At 45.1% G+C, this 17400-nt stretch carries 19 protein-coding genes; 17 read left to right on the top strand and 2 right to left on the bottom strand.

Annotated features, from left to right (window positions below; genetic code table 11):
- Positions 1 to 306: 306 nt before the first annotated feature.
- From R7V76_RS08315 to R7V76_RS08240, 16 genes are all read left to right on the top strand, one after another.
- A complete protein-coding gene (locus R7V76_RS08315; protein ID WP_318092007.1) occupies positions 307 to 1251 on the top strand; it encodes a PstS family phosphate ABC transporter substrate-binding protein in 945 nt (314 codons plus the stop codon).
- 94 nt (positions 1252 to 1345) lie between these two features.
- Positions 1346 to 2287, top strand: a complete 942-nt coding sequence (gene pstC / locus R7V76_RS08310) for a phosphate ABC transporter permease subunit PstC (RefSeq protein WP_318092006.1) — start codon at positions 1346 to 1348, stop codon at positions 2285 to 2287.
- Position 2288: 1 nt separating this feature from the next.
- Positions 2289 to 3197 carry a phosphate ABC transporter permease PstA gene (pstA, locus tag R7V76_RS08305; RefSeq protein WP_012369766.1) on the top strand — a complete coding sequence of 303 codons (909 nt, stop codon included), beginning with the start codon at positions 2289 to 2291 and terminating at the stop codon, positions 3195 to 3197.
- A gap of 100 nt (positions 3198 to 3297) precedes the next feature.
- A complete protein-coding gene (gene pstB / locus R7V76_RS08300; protein ID WP_051524104.1) occupies positions 3298 to 4074 on the top strand; it encodes a phosphate ABC transporter ATP-binding protein PstB in 777 nt (258 codons plus the stop codon).
- Positions 4075 to 4091: 17 nt separating this feature from the next.
- Positions 4092 to 4754, top strand: coding sequence for a phosphate signaling complex protein PhoU (phoU, locus tag R7V76_RS08295; RefSeq protein ID WP_318092005.1), 663 nt, complete (start codon positions 4092 to 4094; stop codon positions 4752 to 4754).
- A gap of 107 nt (positions 4755 to 4861) precedes the next feature.
- Positions 4862 to 5599, top strand: coding sequence for a DUF4912 domain-containing protein (locus R7V76_RS08290; RefSeq protein ID WP_318092003.1), 738 nt, complete (start codon positions 4862 to 4864; stop codon positions 5597 to 5599).
- A 39-nt stretch (positions 5600 to 5638) separates the two neighbouring features.
- On the top strand, positions 5639 to 7822 hold the full coding sequence (locus tag R7V76_RS08285) for a glycoside hydrolase family 57 protein (RefSeq protein WP_318092001.1): 2184 nt from the start codon (positions 5639 to 5641) through the stop codon (positions 7820 to 7822).
- Between the two features lie 104 nt (positions 7823 to 7926).
- On the top strand, positions 7927 to 8076 hold the full coding sequence (gene rpmG, locus R7V76_RS08280; protein ID WP_012369771.1) for a 50S ribosomal protein L33: 150 nt from the start codon (positions 7927 to 7929) through the stop codon (positions 8074 to 8076).
- A 61-nt stretch (positions 8077 to 8137) separates the two neighbouring features.
- Complete coding sequence (locus tag R7V76_RS08275; protein ID WP_318091996.1) at positions 8138 to 8686, top strand: 5-formyltetrahydrofolate cyclo-ligase; 549 nt, start codon at positions 8138 to 8140, stop codon at positions 8684 to 8686.
- Positions 8677 to 9456, top strand: coding sequence for a DUF92 domain-containing protein (locus R7V76_RS08270; protein WP_318091995.1), 780 nt, complete (start codon positions 8677 to 8679; stop codon positions 9454 to 9456). The genes R7V76_RS08275 and R7V76_RS08270 overlap by 10 nt, the downstream gene beginning before the upstream one ends.
- 168 nt (positions 9457 to 9624) lie before the next feature.
- Positions 9625 to 10578 (top strand): L-lactate dehydrogenase, encoded by a 954-nt coding sequence (locus tag R7V76_RS08265; protein ID WP_290830148.1) that lies wholly within the window; start codon positions 9625 to 9627, stop codon positions 10576 to 10578.
- 209 nt (positions 10579 to 10787) lie between these two features.
- Positions 10788 to 11297, top strand: coding sequence for a GNAT family N-acetyltransferase (locus R7V76_RS08260; RefSeq protein ID WP_214767968.1), 510 nt, complete (start codon positions 10788 to 10790; stop codon positions 11295 to 11297).
- A 179-nt stretch (positions 11298 to 11476) separates the two neighbouring features.
- On the top strand, positions 11477 to 12514 hold the full coding sequence (locus R7V76_RS08255) for a M42 family metallopeptidase (protein WP_318091994.1): 1038 nt from the start codon (positions 11477 to 11479) through the stop codon (positions 12512 to 12514).
- Positions 12498 to 12695 carry a YqgQ family protein gene (locus tag R7V76_RS08250; RefSeq protein ID WP_012369777.1) on the top strand — a complete coding sequence of 66 codons (198 nt, stop codon included), beginning with the start codon at positions 12498 to 12500 and terminating at the stop codon, positions 12693 to 12695. Before R7V76_RS08255 ends, R7V76_RS08250 begins: the two co-directional genes overlap by 17 nt.
- 83 nt (positions 12696 to 12778) lie before the next feature.
- Entirely contained in the window at positions 12779 to 13729 is a 951-nt protein-coding gene (locus R7V76_RS08245; RefSeq protein ID WP_318091992.1) for an ROK family glucokinase, read from the top strand.
- A gap of 220 nt (positions 13730 to 13949) precedes the next feature.
- On the top strand, positions 13950 to 15875 hold the full coding sequence (locus tag R7V76_RS08240; RefSeq protein WP_318091991.1) for an LTA synthase family protein: 1926 nt from the start codon (positions 13950 to 13952) through the stop codon (positions 15873 to 15875).
- A gap of 127 nt (positions 15876 to 16002) precedes the next feature.
- Here R7V76_RS08240 and R7V76_RS08235 read toward each other — a convergent pair whose 3' ends face one another.
- Positions 16003 to 16182, bottom strand: coding sequence for a DUF2759 domain-containing protein (locus R7V76_RS08235; RefSeq protein ID WP_012369780.1), 180 nt, complete (start codon positions 16180 to 16182; stop codon positions 16003 to 16005).
- Between the two features lie 165 nt (positions 16183 to 16347).
- Between R7V76_RS08235 and R7V76_RS08230 the strand changes: the two genes are divergently transcribed.
- Positions 16348 to 16965, top strand: coding sequence for an MBL fold metallo-hydrolase (locus R7V76_RS08230; protein WP_318091989.1), 618 nt, complete (start codon positions 16348 to 16350; stop codon positions 16963 to 16965).
- Positions 16966 to 17013: 48 nt separating this feature from the next.
- Here R7V76_RS08230 and R7V76_RS08225 read toward each other — a convergent pair whose 3' ends face one another.
- On the bottom strand, positions 17014 to 17277 hold the full coding sequence (locus R7V76_RS08225; protein ID WP_012369782.1) for a DUF2626 family protein: 264 nt from the start codon (positions 17275 to 17277) through the stop codon (positions 17014 to 17016).
- Positions 17278 to 17400: the final 123 nt, after the last annotated feature.

Genomic DNA, 17400 nt, shown 5'->3' with positions numbered 1-17400 from the left:
GAGGAAGTCCTTATTTGTTTACTTAAAATCGGTTTTTCATCATAGAAGAAGGCCCTCGAAACGAAAAACGTTCCGAGGGCCTTCTCATTTATAAAGCTGAGTTATGTCCCAGCCTCTTTTTTTGTATGGATTGACCTGTTTTTCTAATGAAGTTGAGTTTGTAAACGCAGAAATACACGCCTTTACAATTCTTTTACGTTGGATTCATTTTGGTTTAATAGTTCATCAGTAGTATAAGTCTTGTAAGGAAAACGGATATAAAGTCGTAGCGTTACCAGCGACATACTTCGAGGAGGAAAATTAATCATGTCTTGGATGAAAAAAACAGCTCTTATCACAACGGTAGCGTCAATCGCAGTAGTCGGTGCGGCATGCGGAAATGACAAAGGCGGCTCTTCAAGTTCTTCTGATCTTTCAGGAAAGATCGCGGTAGATGGATCTTCAACAGTCTTCCCAATCATGGAAGCAGTCGGTGAAGAGTATTCGATCGAACAACCAGACATCGACGTTACGGTCGGAGTATCAGGTACAGGCGGCGGATTCAAACGTTTTGTCGTTGGTGAAACAGACCTTTCAAACGCATCACGTGAAATTAAAGATGAAGAAGCAGCGGAAGCTGAAAAGAATAGCATTGAATATACACGCTTATCACTTGCACTTGACGGTTTGACAGTCGCTGTCAGCAAACAAAATACATGGGTTAAAGAATTGACGCTCGATCAGCTCAACAAGATGTGGCTCGATCCTAACGTTAAAACATGGAAAGATGTTGATCCATCGTATCCAGCAGAACCAATCAAATTCTTCAGCCCGGGTAAAGATTCCGGAACATTCGATTATTTCGATGAAGAAGTCTTAGATGAAAAAGACATGCGTAAAGATGTTCAACTTTCAGAAGATGATAACGTTCTTGTCAAAGGTGTCGAAGGAACAAAAGGTGCGATTGGTTACTTTGGTTACGCGTACTACGCGGAAAACAAAGATAAATTAAAAGAAGTACCGCTTTCAGCTGAAGGAAAAGATGCGGTTGATCCGACACCAGAAACGATCAATGATCTCTCGTATCCACTTTCACGTGAAATTTACACGTATGTGAATAACAAATCGTTAAAAGACAAAAAACAAGTGGCAGACTTCGTCAAGTTCACAAATGAAAACGCAGGTGACCTAGCAGAAGAAGTTGGTTACATCAAGATGAAACAAGACCGTTATGATGAAAATGCAAAAGCGATTGAAGACGCATTGAAATAAACATCATTACACGAGGACGGCCCAAAATGGGGAGTATTCTCCCTTTTTGGGTCCCGTTCTTATGTAAGCATGATGAAGTAGGGAGCGAAGAAGGATGAATCCATCATCAAACAAATCGGTTCGCGAGCTGATTCAACAGAACCGACAACAAAAATTCAGTATGAAAAATATCATGGAACGTTTCATGCCGATCGTATTATTTCTCTGTGCGTTCGTTTCAGTCGTTACGACCATCGGCATCATTCTCACGTTAGTCATCGAAACACGTCATTTCTTTGAAGTTGTCTCAATCAAAGAATTTTTCGGCAGCACAAGTTGGTATCCGTTGAACTCTCAACCGGAATACGGAATTTGGCCGCTTGTTGTCGGAACACTTGAAATTACCGTGATTGCGATGCTGGTTGCCGTGCCGATCGGACTCACTTCTGCGATTTATTTAAGTGAGTATGCGTCAGAACGCGCGCGCCGTGTTCTTAAACCGATTCTTGAAGTATTAGCCGGTGTTCCGACAATCGTTTTCGGATTTTTCGCCTTGACGTTCGTTACACCATTACTTGTGAAACTCATTCCAGGTCTTGCGATCTACAATGCATTAAGCCCGGGGATCGTCGTCGGAATCATGATCATTCCGATGATTGCGTCGATTTCAGAAGATGCGATGAGTTCGGTTCCGAAAAAAATCCGGGATGGTGCGCTTGCGCTCGGTTCAACACGTCTTGAAGTTGCTTTAAAAGTTGTTGTCCCGGCAGCACTTTCCGGAATCATCGCCTCGATCGTTCTGGGTATGTCACGTGCGATCGGTGAAACGATGATCGTGACAATTGCCGGAGGATCAAATCCGACGGCCGCAGTCAATCCATTAGAGCCGGTTCAAACGATGACGGCTTATATCGTCCAGGTTGCACTTGGTGATGCCGGATTCGGTACGATTGAATATTACAGTATCTACGCTGTCGGTACGTTGTTGTTCGTCTTTACTCTATTGATGAACTTACTCGCGAACTGGATCACGCGTCGTTTCAGAGAGGAGTACTAAGATGGCCTTACCAGAAAAACAACCTGTACAGAAAAAGTTTATTGATCCTGCTGCTGTGAAAAAATCAATCAGCCAGCGTCTTGTCGTAAACAATGTCACGAAAGTCGTATTCTTAATCGGACTGTTATTCGGTTTAGTCGTACTTGGTATTCTGCTCTTTGGTGTCATTCGTGACGGAGCTGCCTGGTTATCACTCGACTTCCTGCAAAATGCACCATCCCGCCGGCCGGACCGTGCCGGAATCTATCCTGCGCTGATGGGCTCGATTTTCCTGATGCTCTTGATCATTCCAATGATTTTCATTTTGGGTGTCGGAGCAGCGATTTATTTAGAAGAATATGCGAAAAAAGGCCGCATGACATCGTTCATCGAAGTCAATATCTCAAACTTGGCGGGTGTTCCGTCGATCGTTTTCGGATTACTCGGCTTAACCTTTTTTGTCCGGAATATGGGCTTCGGCTCGACGTTGATTGCAGGGGCTTTGACGCTTGCACTGATGAGCTTGCCGGTCGTCATCGTGTCATCGCAAGAAGCGATTCGCGCGGTGCCGCAAGCGATGCGTCATGCGTCACTCGCCCTCGGAGCCTCGAAATGGCAAACGACGTTTAAAGTCGTTTTACCGGCGTCGCTTCCGGGCGTCATCACGGGAATCATCCTTGCCGTCTCACGTGCCATCGGAGAAACAGCACCACTCATCATGGTCGGAGCTGCCATCTTCATCGCCCGTGCACCGGAAGGGATTTTCTCAGAGTTTACAGCGTTACCGATTCAAATCTACAACTGGACAAGCCGTCCGCAAGCTGACTTCCAAGGTCTGGCTGCTGCCGGAATCATCATCCTGATGGTCATCCTCTTGACGATGAACTCACTGGCGATTTGGATCCGAAACCGTTTTTCAAAACGATACTAATCACACCTATATAACGAATCACGTTCTGAATCATGAAGGAGGAACACAGATGATGGATACGAAGCTGACGACAAAACCAGCCAAAGAAGGGGCAAAAACAATGAATCAACCAGTAGCTGCGCGACAAAGTGTATACCGTGTCAATGATTTGAACCTATGGTACGGTGACGATCATGCTTTAAAAGATGTTAATCTGGACATTAAACAAAATGAAGTGACAGCCATCATCGGACCGTCAGGATGCGGGAAATCGACGTTCATCAAAACGTTGAACCGAATGGTCGAACTCGTTCCGATCGTACGGACGAACGGTGTCATCGAATACCACGGCCGTAATATTTTTGATAAGGATTATGAAGTCGAAGAATTGCGGACTTCTGTCGGAATGGTCTTTCAGCAACCAAACCCGTTCCCGAAATCGATTTATGACAACATCGCTTACGGACCACGTGTACACGGTGTCAAAAACAAAAAAATCCTGGATGAAATCGTTGAACGCAGTTTACGCGGAGCAGCGATTTGGGATGAGGTCAAAGACCGCTTGAACGAAAATGCGTACGGACTGTCAGGTGGACAACAGCAACGTCTCTGCATCGCCCGTTGCCTGGCAATCGAACCCGATGTCATCTTGATGGATGAGCCGACATCAGCACTTGACCCGATCTCAACGTTGAAAGTCGAAGAATTGGTACAGGAACTGAAAAAAGATTACTCGATCATCATTGTGACGCATAACATGCAACAAGCAGCACGTGTCTCGGATAAAACAGCATTCTTCTTGAACGGTGAAGTCGTTGAATTTGACCAAACGGATCGTATTTTCTCAAATCCGAGTGACAAACGAACAGAAGACTATATTTCAGGACGATTCGGATAACGAGGAGGAACTTTTCAATGGCAGCGAACCGTACGATTTTTGGAGAAAACCTGGCAGTACTCGATCAAAAAGTATTTTTATTGGCCCGAAAGACAATGCAACAGATTGCAACGACGGCAGAAGCGCTTGAAAAGTATGACCGTGAGATTGCGCTTAAAGTCATCGAAAATGATAATGAACTCGATGCACTCGAACTGGAGATCAACGATGATGCAATTTTACTGATTGCGAAACAGCAGCCGGTCGCAACCGATTTACGACGGTTGGTCACAGCGATGAAAATCGCGAGCGACTTGGAGCGGATCGCGGATTACGCGTGTAACATCTCTAAAGCCGTATTGCGGGTTGAGACGTTCCCTTACGTCATTGACATCTCGTTATTAAAAGAAGCGTTCGAAACGTTGCTCGACATGACGGAAACCGCGATTGTCGCCTATCGTGACGGTGACATCGAAAAAGCAAAAGCACTGTCCGATCTCGATAACATCATTGATGACACGACGTACAAAGCATTGCGCCAATATATGCGCCATATGTCCCTGCAACCGATTGTCGTCGATGAGATCATGCAATTTACGAATATTTGCCGGTATATCGAACGGATGGGTGACCATTTAACGAACGTCGGCGAGCATTTGATTTACATGGCTAAAGGAAAGCACTATGATTTAAATAGCTAAGCACAGTAGGCTGGAGGGAAATCCTCGGCCTACTTTTTTTGTAAAGGATTTTGAAACAAGTTTGTAGAATAAGAAAGAAGTGAATAAAGAGAAAGAGGTGATAGGTAATGCTTGAAAAAATCATAAAATTAAAAGAACAAGGACTAACAATCAAACAAATTGCGGAAAAGATCGAATCGACAGAAGGTAAGGTCAAATATGCCTGGAGTAAATACCGGAAGTCATTAACGGAAAATAAAGCAGCTTCAGCAGAATCGACTCCGGTCGCTAAACCTAAAAAGAAGAAGGCAGGCGTAACTGTGAGTGCTCCGAAACAAAATGAAATCGTACCTGCATTAACAGCTGTTCCTTCATTAGAGCGAGATGCGTTCGGAATGGCGACTCATTATGAAGATGATATCATCCATGCGATCGTCCAATCTCCGACAGCGGTATATGTCTATTGGGAATTGTCTGAATTGTCTCGAAAGATGCTTGAGACACACTACCATGCATCATTCGACTCGTTCCGGAAAGAAATGCGCATCATTGATGTGACGTTGCGGGATTATGAAAAAGGTGAAGTCAACCGTTCTTATCAATTTGAATTGCCGGAAATGACGAATACATGGTTTGTCCGTCCGTTGATGCCGAACACTACATACATCATCGAATGGGGCATCCAAACAATCGACGGCGATTTTCTTCCTGTTCTCCGGTCAAAACCGGTCGAGACACCACGCGACGAGCCTGTGGTAGACGGACGTTTTTCAGAAGTCGTTGCACGCTGGCAATATGGAGAAGTCGAGCAACCGGAATGGGTGGAAGTATTACGTCCATATTCCTATTTTGATCGGATTCGCTGAAGACAATAGATAGAAAGCAGAAGGAGAGGAAGAACAGACATGCGCAAAGGTTATTTTTCACTTGTTTTACATGCCCATTTACCATACATCCGACATCAGGAAGCCCATCGTCTAGAAGAGAGATGGATGTACGAAGCCATTTCAGAAACGTATATTCCATTACTATGGGAAATTGACCGCTTGGAGCGTCCGCTTGGCTGGACGATCAGTATCTCCCCACCGGTCATCGAGATGTTGGCAGACTCACTCATTCAAGATCGTTATGTCGAGCATCTGGAAGATACGTTACGTTTGATTGAACAGGAGTTACAACGTGATTTGGTGAAGGAAGAGCGCGATGCCTTACTCTTTTATAAAGAACGTTATCATGATTTAAAAGTGACGTTCGAGCATTGGGGACGGAACTTAAACCATGCCTTCCGTCATTACAAGGAACAAGGTTATCTTGAGCTGATGACGTGTACCGCGACACACGGATTCAGTCCGCACATGTTGTCGGAACAAGCAGCACGCTCTGAAATCCAAACCGGATTAAACTGTTTCGAACGCCATTACGGTTATCGTCCGACAGGTCTTTGGATGCCAGAATGTGCCTACACGCCAGGTCTTGATAAAATCATGTATGAAGAAGGAATCCGCTACACGTTCGTTGACGAACATTCGATCCTGAATGCGGATCCTGCTCCGAAACACGGCATCGGAGCACCAGTTTATTCACCGCATGGAGTTGCTTTATTCCCGCGGGATCAAATCATCTCGGGCCGGATCTGGAGTTCGGTCATCGGTTATCCGGGACATCCGGATTACCGTGAGTTTTATCGCGATCTCGCGTATGACCGCGAATGGGATCAAATTGCTGAATTCATGCATCCGGAAGGACTCCGTTACGACACGGGCTTAAAACTTCACCGGGTAACAGGCGAGTCGGACCAAAAAGAATATTATGTCCGTGATTGGGCCTGGAAACGGACGGATGTCCATGCGAATGATTTTGCGGAAGCACTTGCCAATCATTTAGATGAGCAGAGCGGACAAGATTTCCCGCCATTCATCGTCACGGCACCATTTGATGCTGAGTTATTTGGACATTGGTGGTTTGAAGGTCCGGACTTCCTTGGAAAAACGATGGAACGATTCGAAGATTACGGCATCGAGTCGATTTCTCCGGCGATGTTTTTAGAACGTCATTTCCAGGACATCGAAACGGTCCACATTGCGATGGGAACATGGGGACGTAAAGGATATGCTGATGTCTGGATTAACGAACGTAATGATTGGATGATCCGTCACCTGCATCAACTTGAAAAACGGTTGGCAGGCGTTGTTGCCCGTAATCGTCATCAAGATGAATTGACGGTGAAAGCCAAACGTCAATTGATTCGGGAGTATCTGCTTGCCGTTTCGAGTGACTGGCCGTTTATTCTTGACGGACAGACGACAGCACAGTATGCAGCGAACCGATTCCGTGAACATATCAAACGTTTTGAAGAAACGGAACGCCGTCTCGATGCACAAGAGCTGACGCTTGATTGGCTGGCAGAACGGTATGCAGAATACCCGTTCCTCGCCGATACAGACATTGAACCGGATGTCTTCTTGACGCCGCACGATTACTACGTGGCGGTTCAACGGGAAGCATCATGGAACAGTGAGGCCGTTTTACTTGTGACGACGCAATATGATGATCCGAATCGTCCGGTTGCAGAATATGCAAAACGATTAGCTGCATCCAGGGAAAATGTGTACGTCATCACATCAGGCGCGACGGGGTATCGACATGAGGACGGTGTCCATGTCTATTCTGTCGAAGTTAATGGTCTGCCGCTCGTTCAGACGTATAATCAATTGGCCGGCTTAAATTTGGCAGTCTTGCGTCAAGCGCAGGCGTTGAATAAAATCGTTGAGTTCCGTCTTGTCCATAACTTTAATATGGAGACGGCTTCAGCAGCCCAATCGTTTGCGGAAATGAATGGATTGCCACTTGTCAGCAACGTGTATGACTTGGAAAGCGAACGTTCTCCGTCAGGCACAGGCGGACTGGTCGTAGCGATCAAACGACTTGAAGGCGAAGCATTACGTCATTCGGACGTCATTTATCTCGAGCGAGAAGAAGCAAGAAACGGGATCGAACAAGATTATCATGTCGCAAAAGAACTGCGTACATTCCAGGTGGACCTTGAAAATCCATACCAGCATGTAATGAATCCAAAAAAGAACGGATGAACAGTTGCAATTCACTTCCTTTCTTGGTACGATACTTGAGTATGCTTAACCTTATGTAAAGCAAAAATACTTGATACATCGAGAGCTAGATAGGAGGGAATCCCATGCGCGTTAAAATTACTTTGGCTTGCACTGAAACTGGTGACCGTACTTATATCACTAAGAAGAACAAGCGTAACAACCCAGAGCGTCTTGAGTTGAAGAAATACAACCCACGTCTCCGTAAGCACACACTTCACCGTGAAGTAAAATAATCGAGATGGAAGCCGTCACCTTGTGTGATGGCTTTTTTGTTGAATAAGGGGGATTGGCACAATGGAAAAACAGGAAATCCGGCGGTGGATCACCGATCAGTTAAACCGGTTGGAAAACCGGAATCAAAAGGAACAGCAGATTTATGATCAGTTATTTGAATTACCGGAGTGGAAAAATGCTCAATCGATTGCTGTCACACTGTCGTTTCGTAATGAATGTGCGACGGATCCGATTGTTTTAAAAGCCTGGCAACTCGGAAAACAGGTCGTCATTCCGAAAGTCATACAACAGGAAATGAAATTTTTTGAATACGTACCGAACAGTCCGTTAATCGAAACAAAGATGGGCATTCGTGAACCGGATGAACAGGCGAACGAACAATCTTTGCATTCAGTTGATCTTTGTCTTGTTCCGGGACGGGCTTTCACACGTGAAGGATACCGCATCGGATGGGGAGGCGGTTTTTATGACCGGGTATTAACTGATTACCCGGGGCATACGGTAGCGGTTACGTTTGACTGTCAGCTCGTTTCTGATTTTGAGGTGGAACCGTTTGATCAACCGGTCCAAAAAATCGTAACCGAGTCTAAGGTCATCGTATGTCGGTAATATACGGTGTCGTATTTTGTTTGCTGCTTGGATATATCGGTTACCGGTTTCGTCTACTGACCGTCAGCGGCAGTCTCTTTACGGTTGTCGTCGGTTCGCTTGTCCTTGCTGGATTTGGATACCCCGGACTTGTAATGTTAATGCTCTTTTTTGGCAGTTCCAGTTTGTTATCGAAACTTGGGAAACGGAGAAAACAATCAGTGGATCAAATCGTCGAAAAAGATGGACCGCGTGACGGCTGGCAGGTTCTTGCAAACGGAGGCATCGCAGCATTAGCTTCCATAGGATTCAGTTGGACAGAACACACGTCGTTTCTCGTCTTATTTTTGGTTGTCCTTGCAGCATCCAATGCGGACACATGGGCTTCTGAAATCGGTCCGTTATCAAAAAAAGATCCTTTCCTGTTTACGGGACGGCGTGTACCGGCTGGGACGAGCGGTGCCGTTTCGTTTCTTGGGACATCGGCAACGATCGTAGGTGCCTTATTTATTGCGACAGCGGGAGACCTGTTGTTTGATTTACCAACGGGGACGTGGCTATTGATCGCAGCAGGCGGCATCGTCGGTAGTATGCTTGATACCTTATTTGGCGGGACAGTCCAGCGTAAATTCCGATGTGTGGTCTGTTCGAAAGAAACAGAGAAACGCCGGCACCACGACCAACCGACCCTTTATTTAAAAGGGTGGAAATGGCTTGGGAATGACGCGGTCAACTTTTTATCGAGTACGTTAGCCGGAATGATTGGTTTTATAGGGCATCGAATGTGGTAAGTGGAAATGGAAGATGTCAGTTTTCCTTATGTTAGGATATTATTGACACAATTTAGACAACATGTGAACGGTTTCATCAATTCCTAAACTTTGTGAAAGATGTTACAATCTAATTGTGAGATAGTTAACAAACTTTTAAATTACCTATCAGAAGGGTGGATATAAAGGATGGAATTACATGCGAAAGTGACACGTGTAGCGTTAATTGGGGCGGGGGCTGTCGGTTCAAGCTTTGCTTATCAGATGTCAACGGCAGGATTATGTGAAGAATTGGTCATTATCGACGTGAATAAAGCCAAAGCAGAGGGCGAAGCGATGGATTTGAATCACGGAACACCATTCAGTTCTTCTCCGATGCGTATCTGGGCAGGAGATTACTCAGATTGCAAAGAAGCCGAAGTGATCGTCATCACAGCGGGCGCGCCGCAAAAACCGGGGGAAACTCGACTTGATCTTGTTGCCAAAAATGCATTGATCATGAAAGAAATGGTGCGTCAAATCATGGAATCCGGTTTTGACGGCATCATCGTCGTGGCCTCTAATCCGGTTGACATCATGGCCCATCTGGCATGGAAATATTCCGGTCTTCCGAAATCCCGTGTCTTCGGGTCAGGAACTGTTCTTGATACGGCACGTTTACGACAAATGCTCGGTGAATACTTCCATATTGATTCCCGAAACGCCCATGCGTATATTCTCGGTGAGCACGGCGACACCGAATTTGCAGCCTGGAGCAATTCCCGGATCTATGGTAAAACGATTGATGAATTGTTGGCCGAAGATGACCGTTACTCTCAAGCGGATCTTGATCAAATTTACATTAATGTCCGCGATGCAGCCTATCATATCATCGAACGAAAAGGGGCGACGTACTATGCAATCGGACTTGGACTCGTTCGAATCGTCCGTGCGATTCTTGGGAATGAGAACTGTCTCTTGACAGTCGGTGCGCACGTCGACGGTCAGTACGGAATTTCCGGTATTCATATCGGCGTCCCGGCAATCATCAACCGGCAAGGGGTCCGAGAAATCATTGAAGTTTCTTTAACAGAAGAAGAATTGAAAAAATTCCATCACTCGGCAGAAGTGTTGCGGCAAACGATGGAACCTGTACTTCGCTGAGGTGGGGAGCTTTATCCGCTACGTTCCATCTGCTTAAAACAAAAAGATCATTCCTTTTTAATCAGCAAAAAGGAATGGTCTTTTTTGTATAGAAGAATCTCGATTAAACTAGGTTTTATTTTACTAGAAAAAGGTTATGTAAAGGGTAGAGGATTTTTTCATAGTATCGTATTCAATAGCAAAAACGCATAAAGGGGAGAAAGGCAGTCATGTATACATTTCGGAAGTTAACGAAAGAAGATGCAGAACAGTATTGGAGTCTTCGACTGGAAGGATTAAAAAATCATCCAGATGCGTTTGGTCATTCGTTTGATGATGAACAACAAACACCAATTCAAGATGTTCAAGAAGGGCTCGAAGGCGATCCGGATTCGGATGAAATATGGCTCGGAATATTTGATGGTGAAAAGTTATTTGGATTTGGTCAGGTCAAACCGTACGAATTATCACGCGAGTCGCATAAAGCGATGATTTCCGGCGTCTATGTGTCACCGGATTATCGTGGCGGGACGGGTCGTGCTTTGATGGAAGCTTTGATTGAAGAAGCAAAACAACTTCCTGATGTCGAACAAGTTATCCTGGCAGTACTTTCCGGTAACGAGGCGGCGCAAAGTTTGTATGAGTCACTTGGATTCGAAGTATACGCGGAAGATCCGGACTCCGTTAAATTGGAAGATGGGACGTACCGGGATGATATTTGGATGAAGAAATACGTCTGATGGTTGGACGGATTAGAGTCTATGCGTAGACGTATGAAAAGTCGTAGAGTCAATTTACATTGAATCTACGACTTTTTTTATTGAAAGGGCAGACGGCAGAAACGGTGAATCAGTATCCGCCTGTTCCATCTTTTGGTATCATTATAGAAGGAAAAAACATTTAAAAAGGAGTGGAACAGATGCAGGCAGTTGTTCAGACGATTCGTGATTTAGTGGAGATTCCTAGCCCGACCGGATTCACCGCTCACGCACTTACATATGTAGAAAGCCGGTTCAAAGAGGAAGGTATTTCATATAAAAAATTAGAAAAAGGGGCATTGCTTGCGATGTTGCCGGGCGAGTCACCGCGAATCCGACTGTTGACGGCGCATGTCGATACGTTGGGAGCGATGGTCAAAGAAATCTTGCCGACCGGCCGTCTCAGTCTTTCGCAGCTTGGCGGCTATGCGTGGACAGCAATCGAGGGGGAAAACTGTTTAGTTCACAAGATGGACGGACAGACGGTTTCCGGAACGATCGTATTTCATCATTCAAGCGTCCATACATCACGTGTGACAAATACGGAAGAGCGGAGCGCGACCAATATCGAGGTCCGTCTTGATATCCGTTCGACGACGGCAGAAGAAACGCGGGTTGCCGGAATTGAAGTAGGGGATATCGTGACGTTCGATCCGCGATTCGTCCACACGGAGACAGGATTCGTCAAATCACGTCATCTTGATGACAAAGCGTCCGTCGCTTTATTATTGGAGCTCGTCAAAAAATGGAAAACCTTGACGCTGCCACATCCTGTCCATATTCTGATCTCGAACTATGAAGAAGTTGGATTTGGAGGGAATGCCGGTTTTTCTGAAGATGTCGCCGAATATATTGCAGTTGATATGGGAGCACTCGGAGAAGGACAACATTCGGATGAGTACACCGTATCAATTTGTGCGAAAGATGGTTCAGGTCCGTACGATCTTGCCTTACGTCACCAGTTCACACGATTGGCACAACAGCATACGATCCCGTACAAGGTGGATATCTACCCGTATTACAGCTCGGATGCTTCAGCAGCGGTCCATGCCGGGCATGACGTCCGACACGGTTTACTCGGTCCCGGGATTGAATCGAGTCATTCTTATGAGCGGACACATGAAACGTCACTTCAAGCGACATACGATTTACTGGACGCGTTTGTAAAGGAGCCGATGAACGATGAAAACACTTTATGACGTTCAGCAATTGCTCAAATCATACGGGACAATCGTTTATCTCGGCGACCGGGAATCGGACATTGCGATGATGATGCTGGAACTCGATGAGCTGGAGCAGGCGGGTGTACTGGAGAAAAAACAATATGATTCTGCAAAAGTGATTTTGGCATACGAGTTACAACAATCGAGAAAATCATGAAAATATTGTGCAACCCTTTGCACAGGTGAATGAATCAGCTAAAATAAAAGGGAAGAATCTTTTATCATAAGGGAGTTATGACGATGAAGTGGTTACTGGGTGTAGATATCGGCGGAACGACGGTCAAGATGGCGATTTTAGACTTACAAGGAATTATCGTGGAAAAATGGGAAATCGAAACGGTTATCTTAAATGATGGGGAACAAATTCCGGGAGACATCGCCCGTTCTTTCTTTGAAAAATGCCAGCAAAGCAATAAACGCGTTGAAGATTTTGTCGGAGCCGGAATCGGGGCACCGGGATTCATCGACTTTAACACGGGTGTCGTCGAAAAAGCGGTCAATATCGGCTGGAACAATTTCGAACTCGTAGGAGAATTTGAGCGTTTAACCGGTTTACCGGCAGTGATCGAGAATGACGCGAACGCAGCAGCAATCGGTGAGATGTGGAAAGGGGCCGGAAGCGGAGCGACAGAACTGCTTGCCGTTACACTCGGAACCGGAGTCGGAGGCGGACTGATCACAAACGGTCAAATCGTTCACGGCACAGTCGGTATGGCTGGTGAAATCGGTCATATCACGATGTTGCCGGAAGGTGGTGTCATGTGTGGTTGCGGTCGTAAAGGGTGTTTGGAAACGATTGCTTCCGCAACAGGTGTCGCCCGGCTTGGTCTTGAAAAACGAAAAGGACAGGTCACTTCTTTGAACGACATCAAAGCGGTTACGGCAAAAGATGTGTTTGAAGCGTATTCGCAAGGGGATGCGGTAGCGACCGAGGTCGTGGAAGAAGTAACGTTCCACCTTGGACTCGCCATTTCGAATTTAGCCAACAGCTTTAATCCTGAAATCATCGTCATTGGCGGTGGCGTTTCAAAAGCAGGCGAGGCGCTGATGGCTCCATTACAAGAGACATTTAAGCGATTTGCTTTACCGCGGGTCTTCGGATCAACGACTTTCAAAATCGCCGAACTGGGCAACGATGCCGGTGTCATCGGCTGTGCTTGGTTGGCGAAACAAATGTTTCTGAAAAAATAATAAGTAAATGTTTTAAAAAAAGATTCGATATTTCGAATCTTTTTTTTATTTACAAACGTAATAAAAGTATGTGATTGTAAAGTATCGACCCGATTCCGGTTGCATTTTTGTAAAAGTAAGCGTAAAATTTTCACGTGATACGGGTATAAATAGATAAGACATGTAAGACGTGTAAACGTTCGATTAAAAAGGACACACGTATATTAGGAGGCAGGTTTTTATGCAGCAAGACTCAAGCATCTGGTCGCGTATGCGGCTAAAGGTGGGTCAAGGTGTACGCAGCACGTATAAGGAGCACAAGCTCTTTTGGATTGCGACACTTCTGATTTGGTTAAAAACATATTTGGCGTATACGCTCTTTTTTAATGTGCCAGTCACCAATTCGGCTCAGGCATTCATCTTACTGATCAATCCAATCAGTTCGGCACTGTTTATGTTTGGATTCAGTTTCTTCTTCCGCGGAAACGTTCAAAAATGGTTTATCTACGGGACCCTTGTCGTGGCAACACTCGTCCTGTATGCGGATATCATTTTCTTCCGTTTCTTCAATGATTACCTGACATTACCGGTTCTGTTCCAAACATCGAATGCAGAGACCGTTTCAGCATCGCTCGGTTCATTATTATCATGGGCGGATCTGCTGATTGTTGGTGACTTGTTGATTCTTCCATTCTTCCTTCGAAAAATGGATATGTCGAAAAATATTGCATCACGCGGACGTGCGATTCTCGCTTTCGTCGCAGCAACAGCCGTTTTCCTTGGGAACTTGGCACTTGCGGAAACAGAACGCCCGGAACTATTGACACGTGCGTTTGACCGCGAGCTTCTCGTTAAAAATATCGGGACGTTTAACTTCCATATGTACGATGCGCTGATTCAATCGAAAACGTCAGCACAAAAAGCATTGGCAGATAGCTCGGAGCTCTCTGAAGTTCAAGGGTTTGTAGATTCGAAGTACGCTGAACCGAATCCGGCGATGTTTGGGAAGTATAAAGGGAAAAACGTCATCGTGGTTTCATTTGAGTCAGCTCAATCGTTTGCTGTCGGCTTAAAAGCACCGAACGGTCAAGAAATCACACCGAACCTTAATAAACTGATCAAAGACTCGCACTATTGGGATAATTTCTATCACAATACGGGACAAGGGAAAACATCGGACGCCGAGTTTATCTTGGAAAACTCGATCTATCCACTCGGTCGTGGATCCGCATTCTTCACAAATGGAGAAAATGAATTCCGCGCCACACCTGAAATGTTAAAAGAAGACGGTTATTATTCAGCTGTTTTCCATGCGAACAACAAGTCATTCTGGAACCGGGATATCGTTTACAACAGTTTCGGAGTTGACCGTTTCTTCTCGGAAACCGATTATGATTTAGGTAATCCAGAAGATTTAACAGAGTGGGGATTACTGGACGATAAGTTCTTTGAGCAATCGTTACCGATGCTGAAAGATCTTCCGCGCCCATTCTACTCGAAATTCATTACGTTAACGAATCACTATCCATTCGAAATGCCAAAACCGGAAGATGAGCTCGTGCCACCACTTGAAACGAGTTCGACGACCTTGAATCATTATGTTCAAGCACTCGCCTATCAGGACATGGCGCTCGGTAAATTCATCGAAGGATTAAAGAAAGACGGCACATGGGATGATACGATCTTCATGCTGTACGGCGATCATTACGGAATCTCGACGAATCACAATGCTGCGATGGCGGAATTGTTGAAAAAAGACGAGTTGACACCATATGACGTTGCTCAATTGCAACGTGTACCGTTCGTCATCCACTTGCCTGGACAAGACAAAGGCGTCAAACATGATGATGTCGCAAGTCAAATCGACATCAAACCGACATTGTTAAATCTGCTCGGTTACGATTTCAAAGATGAAGTATTGTTTGGAACGGATCTGTTCTCGAAAGAACATAAAGATTATGCGTTGTTCCGGGACGGTTCTGTCGTAACGGATAAGACAGTCTACACACAAGAGACATGTTATGACCGTAAGACCGGTGAAGAAGTCACAGACGAGAAAGACGGCGCTATCTGTAAAGAGTCCGTCAAACAGTCTGAGAAAGAACTAGGTTTATCGGACAAAGTCATCTATGGTGATCTGTTACGTTTCCTTCAAACTTCTAAATAATGCAACAGACGGGAACGATGTGTAATCGTTCCCGTCTTTTTTTGAGGTATTATTTCCATACTGTCAGGACTACGAAAAAGGTCAGCACTCCGATTTGGAATGCTGACCTTTTTTGTGTAAACCATGATTATGACGGAATTCCGCCGAAAATCAATGTCGCAATACCAAACCAACCGAATAAGATAACAGTCAGTCCAGCAAATACGAGTGGAAACATTTGACGTTTCTTAAGTGAACGCAAGACGGCCCACACGCCGACGAGTGCAACGATAAAGAAAAGCCAACCGATTGGTTGATCCAAATGCATGACGTACTCCCCCTTAAAAATCACGTTATGAAGTTCACGAAGATTTCACTTAAATCTCACTTTTTAGTTTAGCCGACTGAGCGAATAAAGTCGAGAGGGGGGACGACGAACTTTCGACAATTTCGTGTATAGTAGAGAAGAATATCAACAAAGGAGTTTGATGAGATGGAAATCGTAAGTATTACTTCAGGTATGGCTTCAGAAAACGGCTACCTTCTTTTTAAAGAAGGAAAATGTTTAGTGATTGATCCGGGAACGGAAGATATGCGTTTTTTTGATGAAATTGAAAAGCGCGAAGCAAAAGTCGAAGCAATCCTTTTGACGCATGCTCATTTTGATCATATTGGTGGTGTGGATATGTTACGACGTTTTACGTCTGCACCTGCCTATATTCATCCAAAGGAAATGAAATGGTTGTCGAATCCGAATCTGAATGGATCGATTAAGTTCAACATGCCACCATTAAAGGTGAAACCGGCCGAACAAGTGCTGACAAGTGGCCCGTTGGAAATTGGACCATTCCAGTTTCATGTTTTGGAAACACCGGGACATTCGCCGGGCAGTGTCACGTTTTATTTTAAAAAAGAGCAGGTTGCATTTGCAGGGGATTTGATTTTCAAGCGGAGTGTCGGTCGAACCGATCTTGAAGGTGGTGACCAAGAGGTCCTGACGCGGTCCATCGATCGTGTGATTGCAGAAATACCGCACGATACGACATTTTATCCGGGACATGGACCGGAAACGACGTTACGTCAGGAAATCAAACACAATCCTTTTTTCTGAAGAAATAAAAAAACCCCTCGTCTTCATTCGAAGGCGAGGGGTTTTTGTTCACATTTGGAAGTTGGACCAATACGTGAAGACGATAAAGAATACTGTTAAGTACGCTGCAAAAATGTAGACATACGTTTTTTCAGTTAGGCGAAGATAGCCTAATGCTGCAAAAAATACTGTTTGTGCCAAGAAGACGAAGCCCATAACTAAAAATGAATCCGTATGTTCACTTGAGCTGGCATCTCCACCTAGAGCGCCGATAAATGCCATGACTGCAATGATGCCAGTCCAAAATCCGAGTACGCGGTACATTCTCCCCATTCATATAACCCCCTAAATCCGACAGATAGTCAATATACGTACTTATTTTACCAAGCAAACAATCATCCGTCCATCATGTTCTAGTGTTTGTTAAGGAATAACTGTGAACAAAAGATGAAGTTT

The sequence above is a fragment of the Exiguobacterium artemiae genome, assembly GCF_033342815.1.
Taxonomy (GTDB): domain Bacteria; phylum Bacillota; class Bacilli; order Exiguobacteriales; family Exiguobacteriaceae; genus Exiguobacterium_A; species Exiguobacterium_A artemiae_A.
The sequence above is the reverse complement of the archived record's forward strand: the minus strand, read 5'-3'. Positions and strand labels throughout refer to the sequence as shown.

Excerpts from the sequence above, each read along its gene's own strand:
- R7V76_RS08315 (WP_318092007.1), top strand. The coding sequence starts at position 307 with ATGTCTTGGATGAAAAAAACAGCTCTTATCACAACGGTAGCGTCAATC.
- pstC (WP_318092006.1), top strand. The coding sequence starts at position 1,346 with ATGAATCCATCATCAAACAAATCGGTTCGCGAGCTGATTCAACAGAAC.
- pstA (WP_012369766.1), top strand. The coding sequence starts at position 2,289 with ATGGCCTTACCAGAAAAACAACCTGTACAGAAAAAGTTTATTGATCCT.
- pstB (WP_051524104.1), top strand. The coding sequence starts at position 3,298 with ATGAATCAACCAGTAGCTGCGCGACAAAGTGTATACCGTGTCAATGAT.
- phoU (WP_318092005.1), top strand. The coding sequence starts at position 4,092 with ATGGCAGCGAACCGTACGATTTTTGGAGAAAACCTGGCAGTACTCGAT.
- R7V76_RS08290 (WP_318092003.1), top strand. The coding sequence starts at position 4,862 with ATGCTTGAAAAAATCATAAAATTAAAAGAACAAGGACTAACAATCAAA.
- R7V76_RS08285 (WP_318092001.1), top strand. The coding sequence starts at position 5,639 with ATGCGCAAAGGTTATTTTTCACTTGTTTTACATGCCCATTTACCATAC.
- rpmG (WP_012369771.1), top strand. The coding sequence starts at position 7,927 with ATGCGCGTTAAAATTACTTTGGCTTGCACTGAAACTGGTGACCGTACT.
- R7V76_RS08275 (WP_318091996.1), top strand. The coding sequence starts at position 8,138 with ATGGAAAAACAGGAAATCCGGCGGTGGATCACCGATCAGTTAAACCGG.
- R7V76_RS08270 (WP_318091995.1), top strand. The coding sequence starts at position 8,677 with ATGTCGGTAATATACGGTGTCGTATTTTGTTTGCTGCTTGGATATATC.
- R7V76_RS08265 (WP_290830148.1), top strand. The coding sequence starts at position 9,625 with ATGGAATTACATGCGAAAGTGACACGTGTAGCGTTAATTGGGGCGGGG.
- R7V76_RS08260 (WP_214767968.1), top strand. The coding sequence starts at position 10,788 with ATGTATACATTTCGGAAGTTAACGAAAGAAGATGCAGAACAGTATTGG.
- R7V76_RS08255 (WP_318091994.1), top strand. The coding sequence starts at position 11,477 with ATGCAGGCAGTTGTTCAGACGATTCGTGATTTAGTGGAGATTCCTAGC.
- R7V76_RS08250 (WP_012369777.1), top strand. The coding sequence starts at position 12,498 with ATGAAAACACTTTATGACGTTCAGCAATTGCTCAAATCATACGGGACA.
- R7V76_RS08245 (WP_318091992.1), top strand. The coding sequence starts at position 12,779 with ATGAAGTGGTTACTGGGTGTAGATATCGGCGGAACGACGGTCAAGATG.
- R7V76_RS08240 (WP_318091991.1), top strand. The coding sequence starts at position 13,950 with ATGCAGCAAGACTCAAGCATCTGGTCGCGTATGCGGCTAAAGGTGGGT.
- R7V76_RS08235 (WP_012369780.1), bottom strand. The coding sequence starts at position 16,182 with ATGCATTTGGATCAACCAATCGGTTGGCTTTTCTTTATCGTTGCACTC.
- R7V76_RS08230 (WP_318091989.1), top strand. The coding sequence starts at position 16,348 with ATGGAAATCGTAAGTATTACTTCAGGTATGGCTTCAGAAAACGGCTAC.
- R7V76_RS08225 (WP_012369782.1), bottom strand. The coding sequence starts at position 17,277 with ATGGGGAGAATGTACCGCGTACTCGGATTTTGGACTGGCATCATTGCA.